We start from the raw sequence: 16,817 nt of genomic DNA on the forward strand, positions 1-16,817 counted from the left end.
AAAACGGGACATAGTTGGTGAGCCTACCGGGCATATACGCTATTGAGCCCCTGACCTGCTACATCGTTACCGTCCGGTGTTAATGCGGGGGCGAAAGCGAGGCACCGCTACCGCTTACATGCCGTTACCGGAATGTGACATTCCCGGCGAACAGAAGTTATGGTCGTCCGGTGCCCCGACTCAAGTCGGGACATTCCCGTCAGTATGCCGAGCCCTGCCGCTGAACCGGGACCCAGTCGCTTTCAACTGGCAGGGACGGGGGAACCACGTTTCCACGGCTTCGCAGGAAGTCTTGGGGTTAAGTCGTCAACACTCCGTCCCGTGCGGAGGCGTTGCCGGCCGGGTGTCTCCGACCCGAACCCGACAGCTCACCCCGCAGGCATGGGAGAGGCGATCAACCATGTCAAAGAACACTGCTTCCGCACGCCATCGTGCCGTTCCAGCCAGCTCCATTGTGCTGACAGGCCTGTCTTCGACAGCCAAGGCACACGCCCGCACCATCGGCAGGCCGGCTCTGGTCGCTGTAGCCGCATCGGGCATGCTTTTCAGCGCCGGCACTGCAGCACAGGCCGGCGTCCAGGGACCGGACAACTCCGGGACCACCACCGTCCAGGGCCAGGCCAGCGCACCTGTGGCTGCCCCGGCAGCTGCCCCCGCCGCAGCCGTGGGCAACGTCCACACCGTCGTTTCGGGTGACACCCTCGGTGCGATTTCGTCCGCGTACGGCGTCGCCCTCGGTGATGTCCTGACCGCCAACGGGCTGTCGGTAAACTCGATCATCTACCCTGGCAACCAGATCAACATCCCGGGCGCCGGCTACGCAGCTCCGGCTCCGGCTCCCAAGGCGGCTGTGGCCGCTGCCGCGCCGACCAACACCGGGGTCCGGCTGGCCTCCACCTCCGCACCGGCAGCCCCGGCTCCTTCCGGCGCCGCAGGCTCGGCGATCCTGGCGTCCGCCTACTCGCAGCTTGGAATCCAGCAGGACTGCACGGCAATGGTGGAGAAGGCCTTGCGCTCTGTCGGCAAGAGTGTGGGAGACCTGGCGCCCGGCCAGTTCTTCCAGTACGGCAGCGTGGTGGGTGCACCCGCCGCCGGTGACCTCGTTATCACCGCCGGCCACGTAGGCGTCTACGCCGGCAACGGCCAGGTTGTCAGCGGCGGCGTGGACGGCTACAAGACTGAAGTCCACTCCATCAGCTGGCTCACGGGAGCGTCCTTCGTCCGCGTAGCGTGATCCCGGCCGGATCCGACGGCGGCGGGCCGCCTCAAGCAACCCGCCGCCGTCGTCGTCCGCTGTTTCCTGTGCTCAGGTCCCGCAGAACGTCCGGTAGCTCCCGAAGTCATCCGGGGCGGGGCCCGCATAGCGTTCCAGGCCCGGCCGCTCCGTGTAGGGATCGGCCAGCACTTCCGCTAAACGGTTGAACGGTGCCAGGTCGCCGGCCGTAGCGGCGGCCAGGGCCTCCTCAACAAGATGGTTCCTGGGGATGTACACGGGGTTGGCCCGGCCCATCGCCTCCGCGTCGGGCGCCAGAGCCAGCCAGCGTTCGGCCCAGGCGTCGAATGCCGCCGGATCCGCGAAAAGTTCCCGGGCGGTTTCTGTGGCTCCACCGGCAGCCAAGCTGAGGGCCCGGAAGAACGATGTGTAGTCCACTTCCCCGTCCTTCAACAAAGCCAGCAGCTCCTCCGCCAACGTCGCCGCGACATCGTCGTTTGCGTCCGCGCCCAGCCCGAGCTTGGCCTTCATCCCGGCCAGCCACGCGGCGCTGTACTGCGTGCCGAAAGCGCCGAGGGACTCCACGGCGAGCGCAACAGCCTGCTCCTGGTCCTCGTGGAGCAGGGGCAGCAGTGCCTCGGCGAGCCGGGTAAGGTTCCATTCGGCGATCAGCGGCTGGTTGCCGTAGGCGTAGCGTCCGCCCTGGTCGATGGAGCTGTAGACCGCGCCTGGGTTGAAGGCGTCCATGAACGCGCACGGACCGTAGTCGATTGTTTCGCCGGAGATGGTCATGTTGTCCGTGTTCATCACGCCGTGGACGAACCCCACCAGCATCCACCGGGCCACCAGCGAGGCCTGGGCCGCTATCACCGCATCGAAAAACGCCACATATGGCTGCGCGGCCTTGGCCGCTGCCGGATGATGGCGGCTGATCGCATGGTCAGCAAGGCGCCGCAGGAGGCCGGTGTCTCCGTTGATCCTGGCAAACTGGAAGCTCCCCACGCGTAAATGGCTGCTGGCCACCCGGGTGAGCACAGCCCCGGGCAGCATCGATTCGCGGCGGACCGGCCGCCCTGTGCCTACGACGGCGAGGGACCGCGTGGTGGGGATACCCATCGCGTGCATGGACTCGCTGACGAGGTACTCCCGCAGCATCGGACCGACGACGGCGAGGCCGTCGCCGGCGCGGGCAAACGGTGTGCGGCCTGAGCCTTTGAGATGGACGTCGCGGACCTGCCCGTGGGCGTCCGTAACCTCACCGAGGAGCAGGGCCCGTCCGTCCCCCAGAATCGGCGAGTACCCGCCGAACTGGTGTCCGGCGTAAGCCTGGGCAACAGGCGTGGCCCCTTCCGGGATCAGGTTGCCGATCAGCAGGCGTGTCCCTGCGGGAGTCCGCAGATCAGCCGGATTCAGGCCCAGCTCAAAGGCCAACCGCTCATTCAGGACCAGGAGCCGCGGATCCGGGGCCTCCTCCGCCTGCCAGGGAACGGCCAGCTCTTCGAATTCACTGGCGAAGCGGCCCTCGAAGGTGAGCGTGGTTCCGGCTGCGGCTCTCATGTTTCAAGACTACCCGCGGGGCACGCGTCCACTGCCGGAATCCACCGGCCCCGAACCGGTTGCCCGAGCCTAAAATGCCGCAGCTGGCTGCGACGCGAGGACGCCGGCTTTGAACACGGGAGGAGCAGCCTGTTCTTCCTGGGCCATGACCTTCCCCAGCCCCCACGGTCACCTGTATCCAGGGCCACGAGGTCAGGGATGGCCAGGATACCTGCGATTACGGGCATCCGGTCGGCTGAGGTGCAGCTTCAGGTTCAGGCAACCGGTCAGAGGTGCTGCCCGAACCAGGACAACGTGTCGTTCCAGGCAGCGGTAGCCTGCGCCTCGTCGTAACGCGGGCCGGTGTCATTGTGGAAGGCGTGGTCGACGCCGGGATACACGGTGACCTGATGGGTGATGTTGCTGGCTGCCAGGGCATCGCGGAGGGCGGGCATTGCCCCGGTGATCCGCTGGTCGAGTTCAGCGTAGATGCCGAACACCGCCGCCTTGATGGAAGGGACCTTGTTCAGGTCAGGGGCGGGTCCGTAGAACGCAGCAGTGGCTTTCAGGCCGGGCAACTCGGTGGCGGCCTGCCAGGTGATGCCGCCGCCGAAGCAGTATCCGTTCATGGCAATCCTGCCCGGGTCCACAAAGTCCTGGGCCTGGAGGCATTCAAAGGCGGCGGCGAAGTCACCAACGTGGCGTTGGGCTCCGGCACGGGTGAGAGCTCCGGATACGGCGTCGGCGTCAAGGCTTGCCGTGCCTCCCTCCCTGCTCAACAGGTCAACGGCCAACGCGGCGTAACCGGCTTTGGCAAAACGCCGTGCAACGTCCTGGATGTGCGGAGTGAGCCCGCGGTTCTCGTGGCAGACAAGCACCGCGGGACCGGCCTGGCCCGATTCCGGCCGGGCGAGGTAACCGCTGATGTCGGTGCCGCCGGAGGGGAACCGGACGGTCGCCGTCGTGAGCCCTGCAGCACCCTCCGGGATGGAGAGGGGGCTTTTTGCCCCGGGCACGGCACTTCCGGTGGGCGGCCTGCCCGCCGCGGCGGAGGACGGGCGGTCGGGGCTCGGCATCGGGTCGCCGCTGGAGGGGACTTCCTCGGGCGTGCAGCCCACAAGCAGCATCGCCGCCGATGCTGCGCTCATGCTTCCCATGATGAACGCGACCCTGCGGGTGAAAGTGCGGTGGGACATCGCCCCGGCCCGGTAATCGTCGAAGAATTCCTCGATCAGGTACCGTTCAAACTTTCCAAGCTCGATCATCATTGGCCTCCTCGGCTGAGGCGAATATCCTCCTCCAAGGCAGGCAGCCGTGCAAGGGCCGGTGGCCTTTGGTGGGCCAGCGCCCGACTTTTGTCAGGGCGCTTTTGTATCTAGAACTGTTCAGCCGGAATGGTGAAGCCGAGGTCCAGGAGGCCGCGTCCGGCCTGCTCCAGGACCGGATCCATGGTCAGGGAAGTGTGGTTAAGCAGGACATTGACATCGCGCTGTATCCGCTGGAGGGGGTGCGAAAGCCTGTGCACGCTGCCGCCTGAGCCCGTCAGGATGAGCCGGACGGCCTCGGCGGATGCCGCACCGCTCAGGCCGAGGGAGAGCCGGTACTGCGCCCGCTCCTTGTCGGTGAAAGCCACGGGCCGGCGCTCGTAGGAGCCGGACACCACCCGGATGGCTTCTTCCCAGTGCAGCCGGGCAGTGGCAACCTGGCCGTAAGCCTGGGAGAAGCGGGCCTGGGCCAGGGGTGAATCCGCCTGGCGCTTCTGCGCTGTCTGCTTGACTTTGCGCACCATCATCAGCTCGCGGAACACCTCGATGGCGTGCTCGGCAGCGCCAAGGGCAGCTGCCGGGGCCACCATGTTCAGGAACGTGGCCATCGGGATGTGGATGTTCGGATCCGGGTGAATGCCGCTTCCGGGGTTGTCCGCTGCAGCCAGGCGGTCCCAGGCCAGCGCCCGGTGCGCGGGGACGAAGAGCCCTTTTGCCCTGAGATCATTGCTTCCCGTCCCCCGCAGGCCGGCCGTGTGCCACACGTCCAGCAGTTCAAGATCAGCCACCGGCACGAGGAATTGCATCCGGACATCGCCGTGCAGTGCGGCCAGGAGAGCCCATTCGGAGTGCATGACACCGGAGGCGAAGCTCCAGCGGCCCGTGATGGTGAAGCCGCCGGTAACTTCTGCGGCCTTGCCCGGAGGAGCACCGGTAGCGGCCGCCAGCGGAGCGGGCCCGTTGGCGAAGACTTCGTCCTGGGCCTCTTGGGGCCACCGTGCCAGCATCCAGACGTGCTCTGCGAGGTGCCCTGCGCTCCACGCGGTAGAAACACATCCCTGGGCCAGCCGGCGCACTACCTGGACGTAGGTTTCCAGGCCCATGCCGAATCCGCCGACAGCCTTCGGCGCCAGCATCTGGAAGACACCCGCCTGCTTCAGTTCCGCAATCGTGGCGTCCGGGACCTGCCGGATCCGTTCGGTCTCCTCGGCGCGCTCCCTGAGCCGGGGAACGAGGGCATCCACGCGGGCCAGCAGCTCGTCGTGGGTGGGGACTTCAGGGTTCGCAGCGGGCGTCGGGGCAGCGGAGCCTGCGGCGGGCAGCTCGATGGTGTGGGCGGTGTGGTTCCGCTTGGCGGCCAGGTAGCGGTGGTTGGCCTCGGAGAGGTGGACCCGGGTCGGAACTTGTTCGGCGACGTTGATGCCCAGGGCAGCGAGCTGGCCGACCTTGTCGGGGTTGTTGGTCAGGAGGTTTATGCGGCCGGCGCCGAGTGCGTCGAGCATCTGGGCTGCGGCGCTGTAATCCCGTTCATCCTCGCCCCGGCCCAGCGCGACATTCGCTTCGTAAGTATCCAGGCCCTGGTCCTGCAAGGCGTAGGCGTCGAGCTTGGAGTAGAGGCCGATCCCGCGCCCTTCCTGACGGAGGTACAGAAGGAAGCCCCCGACGGCGGAGATTTCCTCGACTGCCTCGCGCAGCTGTGGGCCGCAGTCGCAGCGCTCGCTGCCAAAAACATCGCCCGTGAGGCACTCGCTGTGGAGCCTGACCAGCGGCGCCTTAACTGACGGTCCCTGGTTGAGGAGGGTCTGCTCCCACTCACCGAGCGCAAGCAGCAGGTGCTCCTGACCGTCGGACAGTCCGTGGAACGTCATCACCTCGGCGGTGGCAGTGAAGCCATCGGGGAAGCGCAACGGGACTGTGACCTGGCTCCGCACGGTGGCCGGTTGTCCGTAGGGACGCACCATGGTCTCGGACAGAACGGTCATCTCAGCTCCTCGGGAAGCAGGTAGGACGGCGGCAGGTTTGCCGTTCGCAGGAACGGCACCAAGCCAACCGCGTTAGTTGAATCTTAAAGTAAACCGTACAGGGCATTAGTTCATGACGCAAGTGATTACTGTGCGGCCAAAGTTAATGCGTGAAGTAAACGACGTACACTGGACCCTGTGGATAATGCCGAGGAACCGCGCTGGCTCAGCAGCGATGAACGCGAAGTTTGGCTGACGCTGGTGGGCGTGTTGATGAAGCTGCCCGCAGCGCTGGACGCCCAGCTGCAGCGTGATGCCGGGCTGAGCCACTTTGAGTACATGGTTCTTGCCGGACTGTCCGAAGCACCGGCCCGCACGCGCAGAATGAGTGACCTGGCCGGCTTTACGGAGTCGGGCCTCCCCCGGCTGTCCCAGGTGGTGAGCCGCCTGGAGAAGCGGGGCTGGGTCAGGCGCTCCACCGATCCTGCCGACGGACGCATCACGCTGGCCACCCTTACAGAGGAGGGCCGGGAAAAGGTTGTGCGGACAGCCCCTGGCCACGTCGAGGCCGTCCGCAGCCTGGTATTTGATCCGCTCACCAAGGCGCAGTCCTGCCAGCTCGGGGGGATCGGCAAGCGGATCATGGGAGCGATCGACCCGGACGACCGCTGCCTGCGGAGCGGGAACCCCGGGTCCGGGCCTAGTGGCGCAGGCCCCGCCCGATCGTAAGGGCGGCTGCCCCGGCGGCCAGAGCTCCGGTGGCCAACCGCCTCGGGTTCCGCGCGTCGGGGCGCTTCTGGAACGCGATCATGTCCATCAGGAGCTGGTTGTTCCCCGTACCGTCAGGACGCGTGAATACGACCGGAACCGTTCCCTGGCCGAGTTCGGACATGTCGATCCGGAAGGCGTACGGATCGTCCGGGTTGTCGGGGTGCAGGCGCATGCCGTTGCGCATCGCCGGCACGGGGGTAAGCGGTTTCATCAGCAGCTGGTTGCGGTGGACCACGACTTCGACGCCGGCACCGACGAGCAATCGGTTGAACAGGTTGGTGACGGGCCCGGGGGCGGGCGCGTACCAGCCGCACAGCGAGGCCCAGACCTCCGCGTGCGGCGGCACGTCGGTGCGCAGCGATTCGCGGGGAAGGCGGAGCAGGTGCCGTAGCAGCGCGGTGCCTAGAGGGGACGCCGCTCCTTGCCCGCTGATGGCGCCGGTGTTCGTCAGGACCACCACGCCCAGGCCCTCGCCCTGCGCCATGGCCAGGTGCGCCAGGAATCCGGACAGGATGCCGTCCTTGCCCACTGTCCGGTGCTTCCCTTCCGCACCGATGTTGAACCCCAGCGCCGCTCCCGGCACGCGCGGGTCGGGCTGGAAGTGTGGCTGGAACATCATCTCCGCCGTCGAAGACTTCAGTACCTGGCCCCTTTCCGTGGCTCCTCCCTGCAGCAACGACGCCACGTAGCGGGCCATGTCTGCCGCCGTCGAGTACACTCCGCCTCCCCCGGGTGTCGGCACCTCAAAGTCAGCTACGGGGACGAGGCCCCGGCGGCGCATGACGTAGCCGGTTGCCAGGCCGGGGCGCACCCGGTCGGAGCGGATCAGGTCGGTGTGGTCCATTCCCAGTGGGTCGAAGATCTGCCCGCGGAAGTAGTCCGCCAGCGTCCGGCCCGTGACATCCTCGACTATCTGGCCCAGTGCTGCGAAGCCGTGGTTGCTGTAGGCCCATTTGGTCCCGGGCTGGATCTCCTGGGGCAGTCCGCGGCGGTAGTAGCCTGCCAGCGGCTCCAGACGGGCGGCGCTGATACCCGCGCCCAGGGCGGGACGGAGCAGGTCCGGGATCCGGCGCCAGTATCCGACGCCGGACGTGTGCGTGAGCAGGTGCCGGACAGTTGCCGGCCGGAGGTCCGGGCGGACGGGCGTCAGCCGAAAGGCGGTGAGGTAGCTGTTGGCCGGCGCGTCAAGATCGATCAGCCCGCGCTCCCATAGCTGCATGACGGCGACCGCCGTGACGGTTTTTGTGAGCGAGCCGATGCGGAACACGGTCTCTTCGGTCACCGGTTCCCCCGTTGCCACGTCTGCGACGCCGTGCAGATGGAAACGGGGCGGCATTCCGTTCCGCACAACTGCCACCGCCACGCCGGCCGACGGCCAGCGGTCCAGCACCTCGGTGATCTTCGCACGCACGGCAACCCCGTCGGGTTGCCCGGGGTCTCCGGCGATGTATGCGGTGGTCACGCAACTCAGCTCCTCCACATGTCCTGTTGTGCGGGTGGTCACTTAGCCGAGCGGGTCGATCGGGGTGAGGATTCCGAGCCTTTCCTCGATCGCTGCAGCGGCATCCAGGCACAGATCCTCCCGGAACCGCGGCCCGATCAGCTGAACCGCCTGCGGCAGGCCATCTTCGAGGCCCACGGGCATCGCCACGGCAGGCAGCCCCAGGGCGTTGACCGCTGTTGTCAGCCGCATTCCCCTGATCGTCTGCGCCACTTTGCCCTCGTCAAGATCGGTTCCGGCCTCGAAGGGAACGTCCGTGTAGACGGGTCCGGCGATTAACGGGTACGTGACCTGGAATTCCCCCCAGGTGCGCAGCAGCGATTGCCGCGTCATGAAGCTCTGCATCGTGGCGACCGGGTCGGAGGGCCCTGCGACCTCGTAAAACGCCGTAAAAAAGCGCCGGGCGTCCATCGGGAGCAGCGGGCCCATGGTGTCCCACATCGCCCGGACCTCTGCTGTGTTCAGCATGCCGAGCAGAGTTTTCGCAGCTTCGCTGATCGACGGCGGCTCCACTTCCCGGACGACGTAGCCGGCATCCCTGAGAGCCTGGGCTGCCTTGGTCAAACCGTCCTGCACCTGCCGGGCGGTCCCCTGGCCGCAGGGGTCCATGACCAGTGCAACGTGGATTGGTTTGTTGAGTCCGGGCCCCCGCAGCGGCGCGGGCACGGACCACGGGTCCCGCCAGTCGGGTCCTGCCATGATCTCGAAGGCGATCCGGAGATCCGCGACGCGCCGGGCCAGGGGGCCTTCCACATCTGTCAGCTGGACGCCGATCGGCACCACGGCCGGGTCAGCCGTCGCATGGGGGATCCGGCCCAGGGTCGGCTTCAGCGCGGTGACGCCGCAGCACTGGGCCGGCCACCGCAGCGAGCCCAGGCCGTCATTGCCCAGACCAAGCGGCGTCATGCCGGTGGCGAGCGCTGCCGCCTCGCCGCCGCTGGAGGCGCCGGGCGTTCGCGAGCGGTCCCAGGGGTTGAGGGTGGCTCCCCACAACTCGCTGTCAGTGTGCCACCGCACCGCGAGACTCGGGCAGTTGGTCCGGCCGATCGGGATTGCCCCGGCATTCCGCAAGCGCCGTACCTGGGGAGCGTCCTGGGCGGGGTACGCCCCGGTCAGCGCTTTGAGTCCCGCGGTGGTCGGTGTACCGAGGAGGTCGATGTTGGCTTTGACCGTAAAGGGGACCCCGTGCAGGGGAGGCAGCTCGGCCCCGTGAGCCGTGGCCTGGTCGGCTGCCTCCGCTGCCGCCATGGCCTCTTCGGCCAAAACAACAGTGACTGCGTTGATCACGGGATTCACCTGCGATATCCGCCGCAGGTGCGAATCCACCACTTCACTGCTCGATGCCTGCTTGGACCTGATGGCCCCGGCCAGCTCACCGGCGCCCAGGCGCCAGAGCTCGGAGCCTGTGACAGCCATATCCATCACCTGCCTCGACAGCATCGTTGCATTTCGCCCCGGTGCGGGAATCGGGGTGAGGCCTTCAGTATCCCTGCTCGCGCGGAGCCTGTACATGCCAGGTTCCGGGTGGCTGGGGCGGTTGGGTCCAAGGACTCTGGACCTGCGTGCACAAGGCCACCAACCATGGATGGGAGGTGGTAAGCCGTGGAGAGAATCACCGCCGAAGACCGGCTGATGCTCTGGCCCGATGAGCGGTGGCCGCAGGACGTCGGCGTACTGGCAGTCATCGACGGCGGCGCGTTCCTTGAGCCCGACGGGCGCTTCCGCCTTGCTGCCGCCCAACAGGCGGTCGAGGGCCGTCTCCACCTGCTGCCCCGGTTCCGCCAGGTTCTATATTCGCCAAGAAAGGTCCTCGGTTGGCCTCTTTGGGTGGACGATCGCGGGTTCAGCATTGGCCATCACGTCAACGTTGCCCAGGTTCCCGTCCCGGGGGATGACACCCAGCTCCTTCGGACCGTCGAACGCCTGCGCCGTTGCCGGCTGGACCCCACCCGTCCGTTGTGGGAGATGTGGTTCCTGCCCGGGCTCCCCGAAGCCCGCGTCGGCCTGTTCATCAGGCTGCACCACGTCGTCGCCGACGGCATTGCAGGAGTCGCGGACCTTGCAGCCTTCCTCGACGTCAGCCCGGATGCTGAAGCACCCGATTCGCTGCCGTGGAAGCCTGCGGCAAAGCCCACTTCGCGGGATCTTTTCACCGATAACCTGCGGCGCAGCGCCGCCGGCTTCGAGCATTCGCTCGCTGCCCTCGCCGACCCCGTGGGGGCCCTGCGCCGCGCCCGTGTGGCCTGGCCCTCCCTGCGCGAGCTGGTCGGCGAAGAGCCTGGACCCCGCACAAGCCTTAACCGGGTGGTGGGCCCTGACCGCACGTTCGGGCTGGTCCGCGCCGATCTCGGCCCTGTCATGCGCATCGCCCGGACGAACGGAGCCAAGGTCAACGACGTGCTCCTCGCTGTCACCGCCGGCGGTCTGCGCGGCCTGCTGCGAAGCCGTGGCGAGCAGGTCCAAGGCGTCAGCCTCCCGGTCTACGTGCCGGTGTCCTTGCGAACCCAGGGAGCAACAAATGTGGGCGGGAACCTCATCACACAGATGGTGGTCCGGCTCCCGGTCAGCGCCGCGGATCCCGTCATGACACTCAGGGTGATCGCGGCTGAAACTGCCCGCGGCAAGGCCATGGTGCGCCCGTCGCTCGGAAGCATCTTCCGGACCGAACTGGTGAGTGCAGTCCTGCTGCGGCTCATCGTCCGCCAACGGATCAACGTCGAAACGGCGGACCTGCCGGGGCCGCAACAGCGGCTCTACTTCGCGGGCTCCCAGCTCCTTGAGGTCTTCCCCCTGCTGAATCTGACCGGCAACGTATCCCTCGGCGTCGGAGCACTGTCCTACGCGGGTCAGTTCAACGCCATGGTGGTTGCCGACGGCGACGCCTATCCCGACCTCAACGAGTTCACCACCGCAACCCAGGCTGAGCTGCGGTCACTCCTGGCCGCAGCTGCTCCGGGAGGCAATGTCACGACTCCGTGATGGCTTGATGGCCCCGTGCAGCGACCGCTCTGTGCCGCGGCCTAAGCTGGTCCTGTGACTCCGACGCCCTCCCCGAGCCCCCTTGACGTGATCATCCACTCAGGGCCGGCCGACTGGTGGGTGATCCTGGCGGGACTGGGGCCCCTGGCTGTCCTGATTGCGGCTCTCCTCGCCTTCTATATCAACTGGCGCACCCTGAAGCAGCGGACCACCGCCGATAAGACCACCCTGGAGCAGAAGCGCGAAGCGGACGCCCGGGCCCTGCAGCAGAAGACCGAGGCCGATAGCCGGGCTGAATGGTGGCGCCGGACCCAGTGGGCCCTGGACCGGGCGCTTGACGCTGATGAAGGTACCAAGGCCCTGGGCCTGGCGACGTTGGACGTCCTGGCTCGCAGTGAATTGGCCCGCAAGGAGGAACTGGAGCTTTTCGACATTGCCTGGAAAAACGTCTCCGGCGACGACAACGGGGAAGGCAATGGCGACGCCGTCGAAGCGGACGGCGAGGAGCCCGGAGGCACGGATGAAGGCGGCGCCGGGGCCGTGACTGCCGGCGGGCCGCCCGCAAATGCCGTGGACTCCGGCGGGTACATGGTGGACAATGGAACGACACATGAGGACGAGGCCAAGGAGGCGGGACCATGAGTGCAGGCACATCTGAACACCGCTTCGTTCATACCCCCCGTAGCGCCTCCCCGGCGCCGGCCAAGAAGGTCTCCCCCGCCGAACACCGCGTTCAAGTGGCGGCTGCGAGGCTGCGGGTGACCCTCGATGAGCGTCTCGGGCGCGAAACGCCCGCCAAGACCAAGGCCCTGGCCAAGGAACCCATCTAGTCAGCACCTGCGTTCGAGCACTGCGCAGGGTCTTTTGTCCTCTTGTGCCGCTGCTTCCCGGCGATCCATAGTGGCCCTATACAGCAAGGCGCTGGTCTGTTGTCGCAGTCCCTACAAGGGATCGGGAGGCCGCCATCATGGACAGCCAAAAGAGAATGTCCTCGTCCGCGCCACTACGGGCCGCGCAGAGCGGCGCTGCCAAGTCCCGGTTCGGTCACCGCGTGGCGCTTGCCACGGCCATGGTGACTGCGGTGACCTTCGGTCTTGCCCTGACAGCCCTGCCGGACAAAGTCCCCTACCCGTTCACCAGCAAACAGATTGCAGATCAATGGCCGGGTGACTACTACTGGCTGTTTCCGGCGATGCTCCTCATGCTGCTCTTCGTGGCACTTGTGGCGGCCGTGCATGAACATACTCCGCCCGAGCACAAGGTGTACAGCCTGCTGGCCTTGGCCGTGGCTGCCATCGCGGCCGCCGTCCTCCTGATTAACTACTACATCCAGGCCACGGTCATGCAGCCAAGCCTGGAGAAGGGGCAGCTTGACGGGTGGGCCATCTTCTCCCAATACAACCCGAACGGCATCTTCATCGCCCTGGAGGAACTCGGCTATCTGCTGATGAGCCTGGTGTTCCTTTGCCTTGTCCCGGCGCTCGGCAACGCAACACGTGTGGAGAAGAGCCTGCGTTGGCTGTTTCTGCTGAGCTTCGCTGCCGTGCTCCTTGCGCTCGCCGTGGTGTCCTCCTTCATGGGAAAAGACCGTGGCGACGTCTTCGAGATCGCCGTCATCAGCATCGTCTGGCTGACCCTCATTGTGGCGGGTCTCCTCCTGGCGAGGCTGTTCAGACCCGGGGCCGCCACCCAAGAGCCATCCGCGGATAAGTGAAGGCCACCAAGCCCTGCGGCAACGGCACTGGCCGCGCTCCGTGCTTCACTGCAGCGCGACGGCGATGATGACCGCGTTGATCAGGAGATTCAACATCAGCCAACGGTGGAAGTAGAGGGCGGTGAGCATCAGGGATATGACCGCACCTGTGACAGCGGCTGCGGGCGCCCACGCGGCGCCGACCATCACGGCTATGCCCGCCGCGACGAATGCGACGGCGGCACCCACTGCGAAGGCCACGCTGAAACGCCGCGCAGCTTTTTCCAAGCCCAGCCGGACGGCGATCCAGGAACGGCGTGGATCGAAGGGAGCCTTCGCCGGATCAAAGGGTGTACACCACATCCCCAGGTGAACCAGCCCATGGGCCACGAGGAACAGCACCACTATCCACGTCATGCCACTCCCCTTCCCGGGATCAGCGCAAGAGCCAGGATCCGTCCGACGGGGGCTCCGGATGATGCCGGCGAAGCCTACGGAACAGAATGAGGAACGGCCACGCCAGCAGTTGCACCAAGCCTGCTGTGATCAGCAAACCAACGAAGAGGAGCAGGACCGGCGAGTAGATGAGAAACACAGCAACAACGGCAGCAAAGTATCCGCCGATCAGGGCGCTGATGGTCCCGGCGTCCATTGAAAAACCCCACGTTCCTGTCAGTCGTCGAAATGGATCTTGACCGGGTGGGCGTTCCCGGCGGTGGCAATGATCTCCGACGCGAGATCGCGGATGCCGATGTTGCGGGCACGTGAGGCCCGGAAAAGCCATTCAAGCGCCACATCCTGGCTGCAGTGTTCCTGCCCGATGATCACACCGACGGCAATATCAATAGGCGGTCGTGCCGCCATCACGGTCCGCAGATTCTGCTCGGTTTCCCGCAGAGTCGCGATCCGGAGGACAAGTCGCAGCCCTTTCGATGCGTCAGCAGCCAGTGCGTGTGCGCTGGCGATGGCTTCCCTGCCGAACCCATGTGGCCGGAGACTGTAGAAGCTCATGGCGGCACTGGCCGCGCCTTCCAGCTGCACCGGCAAGGCCAGGACTGAGAGCACCTTTTCGCGCCTCGCAGCATCGATGAAGCTCGGCCAGCGCTCTTCGGATCTCAGATCCGTGACAAGGACCATCGCCTCATCGAGGGCTGCCGACAAGCCCGGCCCTTCGCGGTACCGGGTCTGGACGTCCTCCAGGCTTCGGGTGGGTTCTTCGGAGCCGCCCGTATGGGGAATGCCGGAGGCCCTGAGCACAGTGACGCCGCAGGAAACATCCCCGGAAACGTAGGCCTGCTGGCCGGCACAGAAGGACGCAAGGTCCTTGAGGAAGCCGGAGAGGTCCGGACAATTAAGTACCAGGTCCTCGACGTGCCGGGTGATATCGGCGGCTGGATAGGAAAGGGGAACTCGGGCAGCCATGTGCAACCTTCCGGATGCTGTGGGATCCACGCCCAGTCTTGACGGGCGTCCGCGTTCTGCCTAACGGTATTCCCAGCCTACTCTCTTCTGCCCGCCCCAGAGGAAGGCCGCGCCCCATTGCTGCCGCGGACGGTTCAGGAAAATTGCCGGCGTTTGGGAAAACCGATCCGGTCCAGATCATTTGCCGCCACCACACCCGCGCCACCGGCACGGGCACGGGCCTGCTCTGCGAGCGCGGTGACGTCGTCGCCGTAGCGTGAGGAGAAGTGTGTGAGAACCAGCATGCCGACGGCGGCGCCGGCCGCCAGCTTCCCCGCCTGTCCTGCGGTGAGGTGCCGGTACTCCGAGGCGAGACCGGCGTCGGCATTGCTGAAGGTGGACTCCGCGACCAGGAGATCGACGCCGTCGGCAAGTTCCTCCGCGCCGCCGCAGGGGGCCGTGTCCATGACGAAGGCGAAGCGCTGCCCGGGACGGTGAACGCTGACATCCTCAAGCCGGACGCCGGCAAGGCTTCCGTCGCGTTGGAGGCGACCGACGTCGGGACCCGAGATCCCGGAGGCGGCAAGCCGTTCAGGCACGAGACTCCGGCCATCAGGTTCGGTCAGCCTGTAGCCGTAGGTCTCGATGCGGTGGTCCAGGGCCCGGACCTCCAGTCCGGGTGCAACCGCTCCGGGGCCGCCATGCGGGTGCAGCCTCAGGTCGATTCCGGGCGTGGCGATGGCCACGAGCGCGCGGACCATCTCCTCCCCCGAGGAAGGATAGTGGAGGTGGACCGGGTGCGCTACGCCGTCCAGGGCCATCCGCGACAGCACGCCCGGCAGCCCGTAGCAGTGGTCTCCGTGCACGTGGGTGAGGCAGATGCGGGTGATCTGCGTGACCGAAACCCCGGCATGGATCATCTGGCGCTGGGTCCCCTCCCCCGGATCAAACAGCAGGCCCGCGCCATCGAACCGCAACAGGTATCCGTTGTGGTTGCGGGTCCGCGTAGGGACCTGGGAGGCCGTGCCCAGCACTACCAGCTCACGCATGGAACCGAGTCTCTCACCCGCTGGCCGCTCCATCCAGTCGACCGGCGGGTTGGGCCTGCCTACACCCTCCCGGGGGTCCCGGCAAGGGACCATCGCCCGGTCTTATGGCATACATTGACTGCTACATTGGCACAGCCAAGGCAACGCACGGCTTGGCAGCAGCCGGTCCATTCCGGAAGGACGCACCATGCTCTCTGACGCTTCCCGCCCCATCATCGAGGCAACGCTGCCTGTGGTGGGCGCCAACATTGAAGAGATTGCCAAAAGGTTCTACAAGCACATGTTCGACGCGAGGCCGGACCTGCTCGACGGCCTTTTCAACCGCGGAAACCAGGCGGACGGCCGGCAACAGCAGGCGCTCGCCGGATCAATCGCCGCGTTCGCCACCCTCTTGCTGGAAAAACCTGATCAGCTCCCGGACCATCTGCTGTCGCGGGTAGCCCACAAACACGTCTCCCTCGGCCTGGCCCCGGACCAGTACCAGATAGTCCACGAACACCTGTTCTGGGCGATCGTGGATGTGCTGGGCGATGCAGTGACACCGGAGGTGGCGGCCGCCTGGGACGAGGTTTACTGGCTGATGGGCAACCTGCTGATCAACCAGGAACGCGGACTCTACAACGCGGTCCACCTCTCACCGGAAACCATTTGGCGCACCTGGCGCGTCGCCGAGCGCATTCAGGAGACGGACGACGTCGTCACCTTCGTGGTGGAGCGGACCGACGAACGGGAGGTGAAGCCGTCCCTGCCCGGACAGTATGTGACCATCAAGATGCTCATGAAGGACGGGGTGCACCAGCCGCGGCAATACAGCCTCACCCGCGCCGACGACGGCAAGCACCGGCATTTCGCCGTCAAAAGGGTCCACGGGCTCAGCACCCCCGACGGCGAGATGTCCAACCTGTTGCACAACGATGTCAAGGTGGGCGATGAGGTGGTGCTTTCGGCCCCGTTCGGCGACGTGGTGCTGGAGTACACCGACCGGCCGGTGGTTATGGCGAGCGCCGGCATCGGCATCACGCCCATGGCCGGAATGCTCTCGCACCTTGTAAAGGCCGGGTCCCAGCGCCAGGTGTTGCTCCTGCATGCCGATGACAGTGAGGACTCGTTTCCGCTGCGCAAGCAGGTCAGTGACGACATCAGCGCGCTGGCCGAGGGCTCCATGCACAGCTGGTTCCTGAATCCATCCGGTGGCGGGGACGCAGCCGGTTCGACGTTCACAGGGTTCATGGACGTCAACGCTGTCGAGCTGCCGATCGATGCCGAGTACTACCTCTGTGGCCCGCTGCCGTTCCTGCAGGCAGTGCGGAGCGACCTCATCGCCAAGGGGACCCGGCCCAAGGACATCCAGTACGAAGTGTTCGGGCCTGATCTCTGGCTGGCCGACTACCAGTAATTACGACGACGGCGTGCAGTCACCTTCTGAAGCCGGCTGGGGATAGTCTCAG

Annotated in this window: 16 protein-coding genes and 1 riboswitch; of the genes, 7 read left to right on the forward strand and 9 right to left on the reverse strand. The window is 66.3% G+C overall.

The features are described 5' to 3' along the window. The first annotated feature begins 208 nt into the window (after nt 1-208). A riboswitch (cyclic di-AMP (ydaO/yuaA leader) is annotated at nt 209-397 on the forward strand. A 3-nt stretch (nt 398-400) separates the two neighbouring features. Then, nucleotides 401-1,234 (forward strand): C40 family peptidase, encoded by an 834-nt coding sequence (locus ABIA70_RS00375; RefSeq protein ID WP_354145658.1) that lies wholly within the window; start codon nt 401-403, stop codon nt 1,232-1,234. Between the two features lie 72 nt (nt 1,235-1,306). Here the strand turns inward: ABIA70_RS00375 and ABIA70_RS00380 are convergent, their stop codons facing one another. From ABIA70_RS00380 to ribA, 3 genes are all read right to left on the reverse strand, one after another. After that, on the reverse strand, nt 1,307-2,770 hold the full coding sequence (locus ABIA70_RS00380; RefSeq protein ID WP_354145659.1) for a protein adenylyltransferase SelO: 1,464 nt from the start codon (nt 2,768-2,770) through the stop codon (nt 1,307-1,309). 266 nt (nt 2,771-3,036) lie between these two features. Next, nucleotides 3,037-4,014, reverse strand: coding sequence for a dienelactone hydrolase family protein (locus ABIA70_RS00385; protein ID WP_354145660.1), 978 nt, complete (start codon nt 4,012-4,014; stop codon nt 3,037-3,039). A 110-nt stretch (nt 4,015-4,124) separates the two neighbouring features. After that, on the reverse strand, nt 4,125-5,996 hold the full coding sequence (ribA, locus tag ABIA70_RS00390; protein ID WP_354145661.1) for a GTP cyclohydrolase II RibA: 1,872 nt from the start codon (nt 5,994-5,996) through the stop codon (nt 4,125-4,127). A 177-nt stretch (nt 5,997-6,173) separates the two neighbouring features. Here ribA and ABIA70_RS00395 point away from each other — a divergent pair, with 177 nt between their 5' ends. Then, nucleotides 6,174-6,704 (forward strand): MarR family winged helix-turn-helix transcriptional regulator, encoded by a 531-nt coding sequence (locus tag ABIA70_RS00395; protein WP_354145662.1) that lies wholly within the window; start codon nt 6,174-6,176, stop codon nt 6,702-6,704. Here the strand turns inward: ABIA70_RS00395 and ABIA70_RS00400 are convergent. Then, the gene (locus ABIA70_RS00400) at nt 6,676-8,208 is read right to left on the reverse strand and encodes a serine hydrolase domain-containing protein (protein ID WP_354145663.1); all 1,533 of its coding nucleotides are present in this window, start codon (nt 8,206-8,208) and stop codon (nt 6,676-6,678) included. The genes ABIA70_RS00395 and ABIA70_RS00400 overlap by 29 nt on opposite strands. A 42-nt stretch (nt 8,209-8,250) precedes the next feature. After that, entirely contained in the window at nt 8,251-9,663 is a 1,413-nt protein-coding gene (locus ABIA70_RS00405; RefSeq protein ID WP_354145664.1) for an amidase, read from the reverse strand. 186 nt (nt 9,664-9,849) lie between these two features. Here ABIA70_RS00405 and ABIA70_RS00410 point away from each other — a divergent pair, with 186 nt between their 5' ends. The 4 genes from ABIA70_RS00410 to ABIA70_RS00425 all read left to right on the forward strand — a co-directional run bounded on the left by ABIA70_RS00410 (nt 9,850) and on the right by ABIA70_RS00425 (nt 12,940). Continuing rightward, complete coding sequence (locus ABIA70_RS00410; RefSeq protein WP_354145665.1) at nt 9,850-11,226, forward strand: wax ester/triacylglycerol synthase domain-containing protein; 1,377 nt, start codon at nt 9,850-9,852, stop codon at nt 11,224-11,226. Between the two features lie 54 nt (nt 11,227-11,280). Continuing rightward, nucleotides 11,281-11,868: a hypothetical protein gene (locus ABIA70_RS00415; protein WP_354145666.1), complete on the forward strand. Its 588-nt coding sequence runs from the start codon at nt 11,281-11,283 to the stop codon at nt 11,866-11,868. Next, nucleotides 11,865-12,056, forward strand: a complete 192-nt coding sequence (locus ABIA70_RS00420) for a hypothetical protein (protein ID WP_354145667.1) — start codon at nt 11,865-11,867, stop codon at nt 12,054-12,056. Before ABIA70_RS00415 ends, ABIA70_RS00420 begins: the two co-directional genes overlap by 4 nt. A 137-nt stretch (nt 12,057-12,193) precedes the next feature. Continuing rightward, on the forward strand, nt 12,194-12,940 hold the full coding sequence (locus ABIA70_RS00425; protein WP_354145668.1) for a hypothetical protein: 747 nt from the start codon (nt 12,194-12,196) through the stop codon (nt 12,938-12,940). Nucleotides 12,941-12,985: 45 nt separating this feature from the next. Here the strand turns inward: ABIA70_RS00425 and ABIA70_RS00430 are convergent, their stop codons facing one another. The 4 genes from ABIA70_RS00430 to ABIA70_RS00445 form a co-directional block, all read right to left on the reverse strand. After that, nucleotides 12,986-13,336 (reverse strand): hypothetical protein, encoded by a 351-nt coding sequence (locus tag ABIA70_RS00430; RefSeq protein WP_354145669.1) that lies wholly within the window; start codon nt 13,334-13,336, stop codon nt 12,986-12,988. 19 nt (nt 13,337-13,355) lie between these two features. Then, nucleotides 13,356-13,571 (reverse strand): hypothetical protein, encoded by a 216-nt coding sequence (locus ABIA70_RS00435; RefSeq protein ID WP_354145670.1) that lies wholly within the window; start codon nt 13,569-13,571, stop codon nt 13,356-13,358. A gap of 20 nt (nt 13,572-13,591) precedes the next feature. Then, entirely contained in the window at nt 13,592-14,341 is a 750-nt protein-coding gene (locus tag ABIA70_RS00440; RefSeq protein WP_354145671.1) for an ANTAR domain-containing protein, read from the reverse strand. 134 nt (nt 14,342-14,475) lie between these two features. Further along, complete coding sequence (locus tag ABIA70_RS00445; protein WP_354145672.1) at nt 14,476-15,369, reverse strand: ribonuclease Z; 894 nt, start codon at nt 15,367-15,369, stop codon at nt 14,476-14,478. A 187-nt stretch (nt 15,370-15,556) separates the two neighbouring features. Here ABIA70_RS00445 and ABIA70_RS00450 point away from each other — a divergent pair, with 187 nt between their 5' ends. Continuing rightward, a complete protein-coding gene (locus ABIA70_RS00450) occupies nt 15,557-16,765 on the forward strand; it encodes a globin domain-containing protein (RefSeq protein WP_354145673.1) in 1,209 nt (402 codons plus the stop codon). Nucleotides 16,766-16,817: the final 52 nt, after the last annotated feature.

This window comes from Arthrobacter sp. 754 (assembly GCF_040548695.1).
Lineage (GTDB): Bacteria > Actinomycetota > Actinomycetes > Actinomycetales > Micrococcaceae > Arthrobacter.

What these genes read in the sequence shown, in the direction of transcription:
- ABIA70_RS00430 (WP_354145669.1), bottom strand. Translation starts at nt 13,336, where the DNA reads ATGACGTGGATAGTGGTGCTGTTCCTCGTGGCCCATGGGCTGGTTCAC.
- ABIA70_RS00385 (WP_354145660.1), bottom strand. Translation starts at nt 4,014, where the DNA reads ATGATCGAGCTTGGAAAGTTTGAACGGTACCTGATCGAGGAATTCTTC.
- ABIA70_RS00435 (WP_354145670.1), bottom strand. Translation starts at nt 13,571, where the DNA reads ATGGACGCCGGGACCATCAGCGCCCTGATCGGCGGATACTTTGCTGCC.
- ABIA70_RS00375 (WP_354145658.1), top strand. Translation starts at nt 401, where the DNA reads ATGTCAAAGAACACTGCTTCCGCACGCCATCGTGCCGTTCCAGCCAGC.
- ABIA70_RS00405 (WP_354145664.1), bottom strand. Translation starts at nt 9,663, where the DNA reads ATGGCTGTCACAGGCTCCGAGCTCTGGCGCCTGGGCGCCGGTGAGCTG.
- ABIA70_RS00450 (WP_354145673.1), top strand. Translation starts at nt 15,557, where the DNA reads ATGCTCTCTGACGCTTCCCGCCCCATCATCGAGGCAACGCTGCCTGTG.
- ABIA70_RS00420 (WP_354145667.1), top strand. Translation starts at nt 11,865, where the DNA reads ATGAGTGCAGGCACATCTGAACACCGCTTCGTTCATACCCCCCGTAGC.
- ABIA70_RS00445 (WP_354145672.1), bottom strand. Translation starts at nt 15,369, where the DNA reads ATGCGTGAGCTGGTAGTGCTGGGCACGGCCTCCCAGGTCCCTACGCGG.
- ribA (WP_354145661.1), bottom strand. Translation starts at nt 5,996, where the DNA reads ATGACCGTTCTGTCCGAGACCATGGTGCGTCCCTACGGACAACCGGCC.
- ABIA70_RS00425 (WP_354145668.1), top strand. Translation starts at nt 12,194, where the DNA reads ATGGACAGCCAAAAGAGAATGTCCTCGTCCGCGCCACTACGGGCCGCG.
- ABIA70_RS00380 (WP_354145659.1), bottom strand. Translation starts at nt 2,770, where the DNA reads ATGAGAGCCGCAGCCGGAACCACGCTCACCTTCGAGGGCCGCTTCGCC.
- ABIA70_RS00440 (WP_354145671.1), bottom strand. Translation starts at nt 14,341, where the DNA reads ATGGCTGCCCGAGTTCCCCTTTCCTATCCAGCCGCCGATATCACCCGG.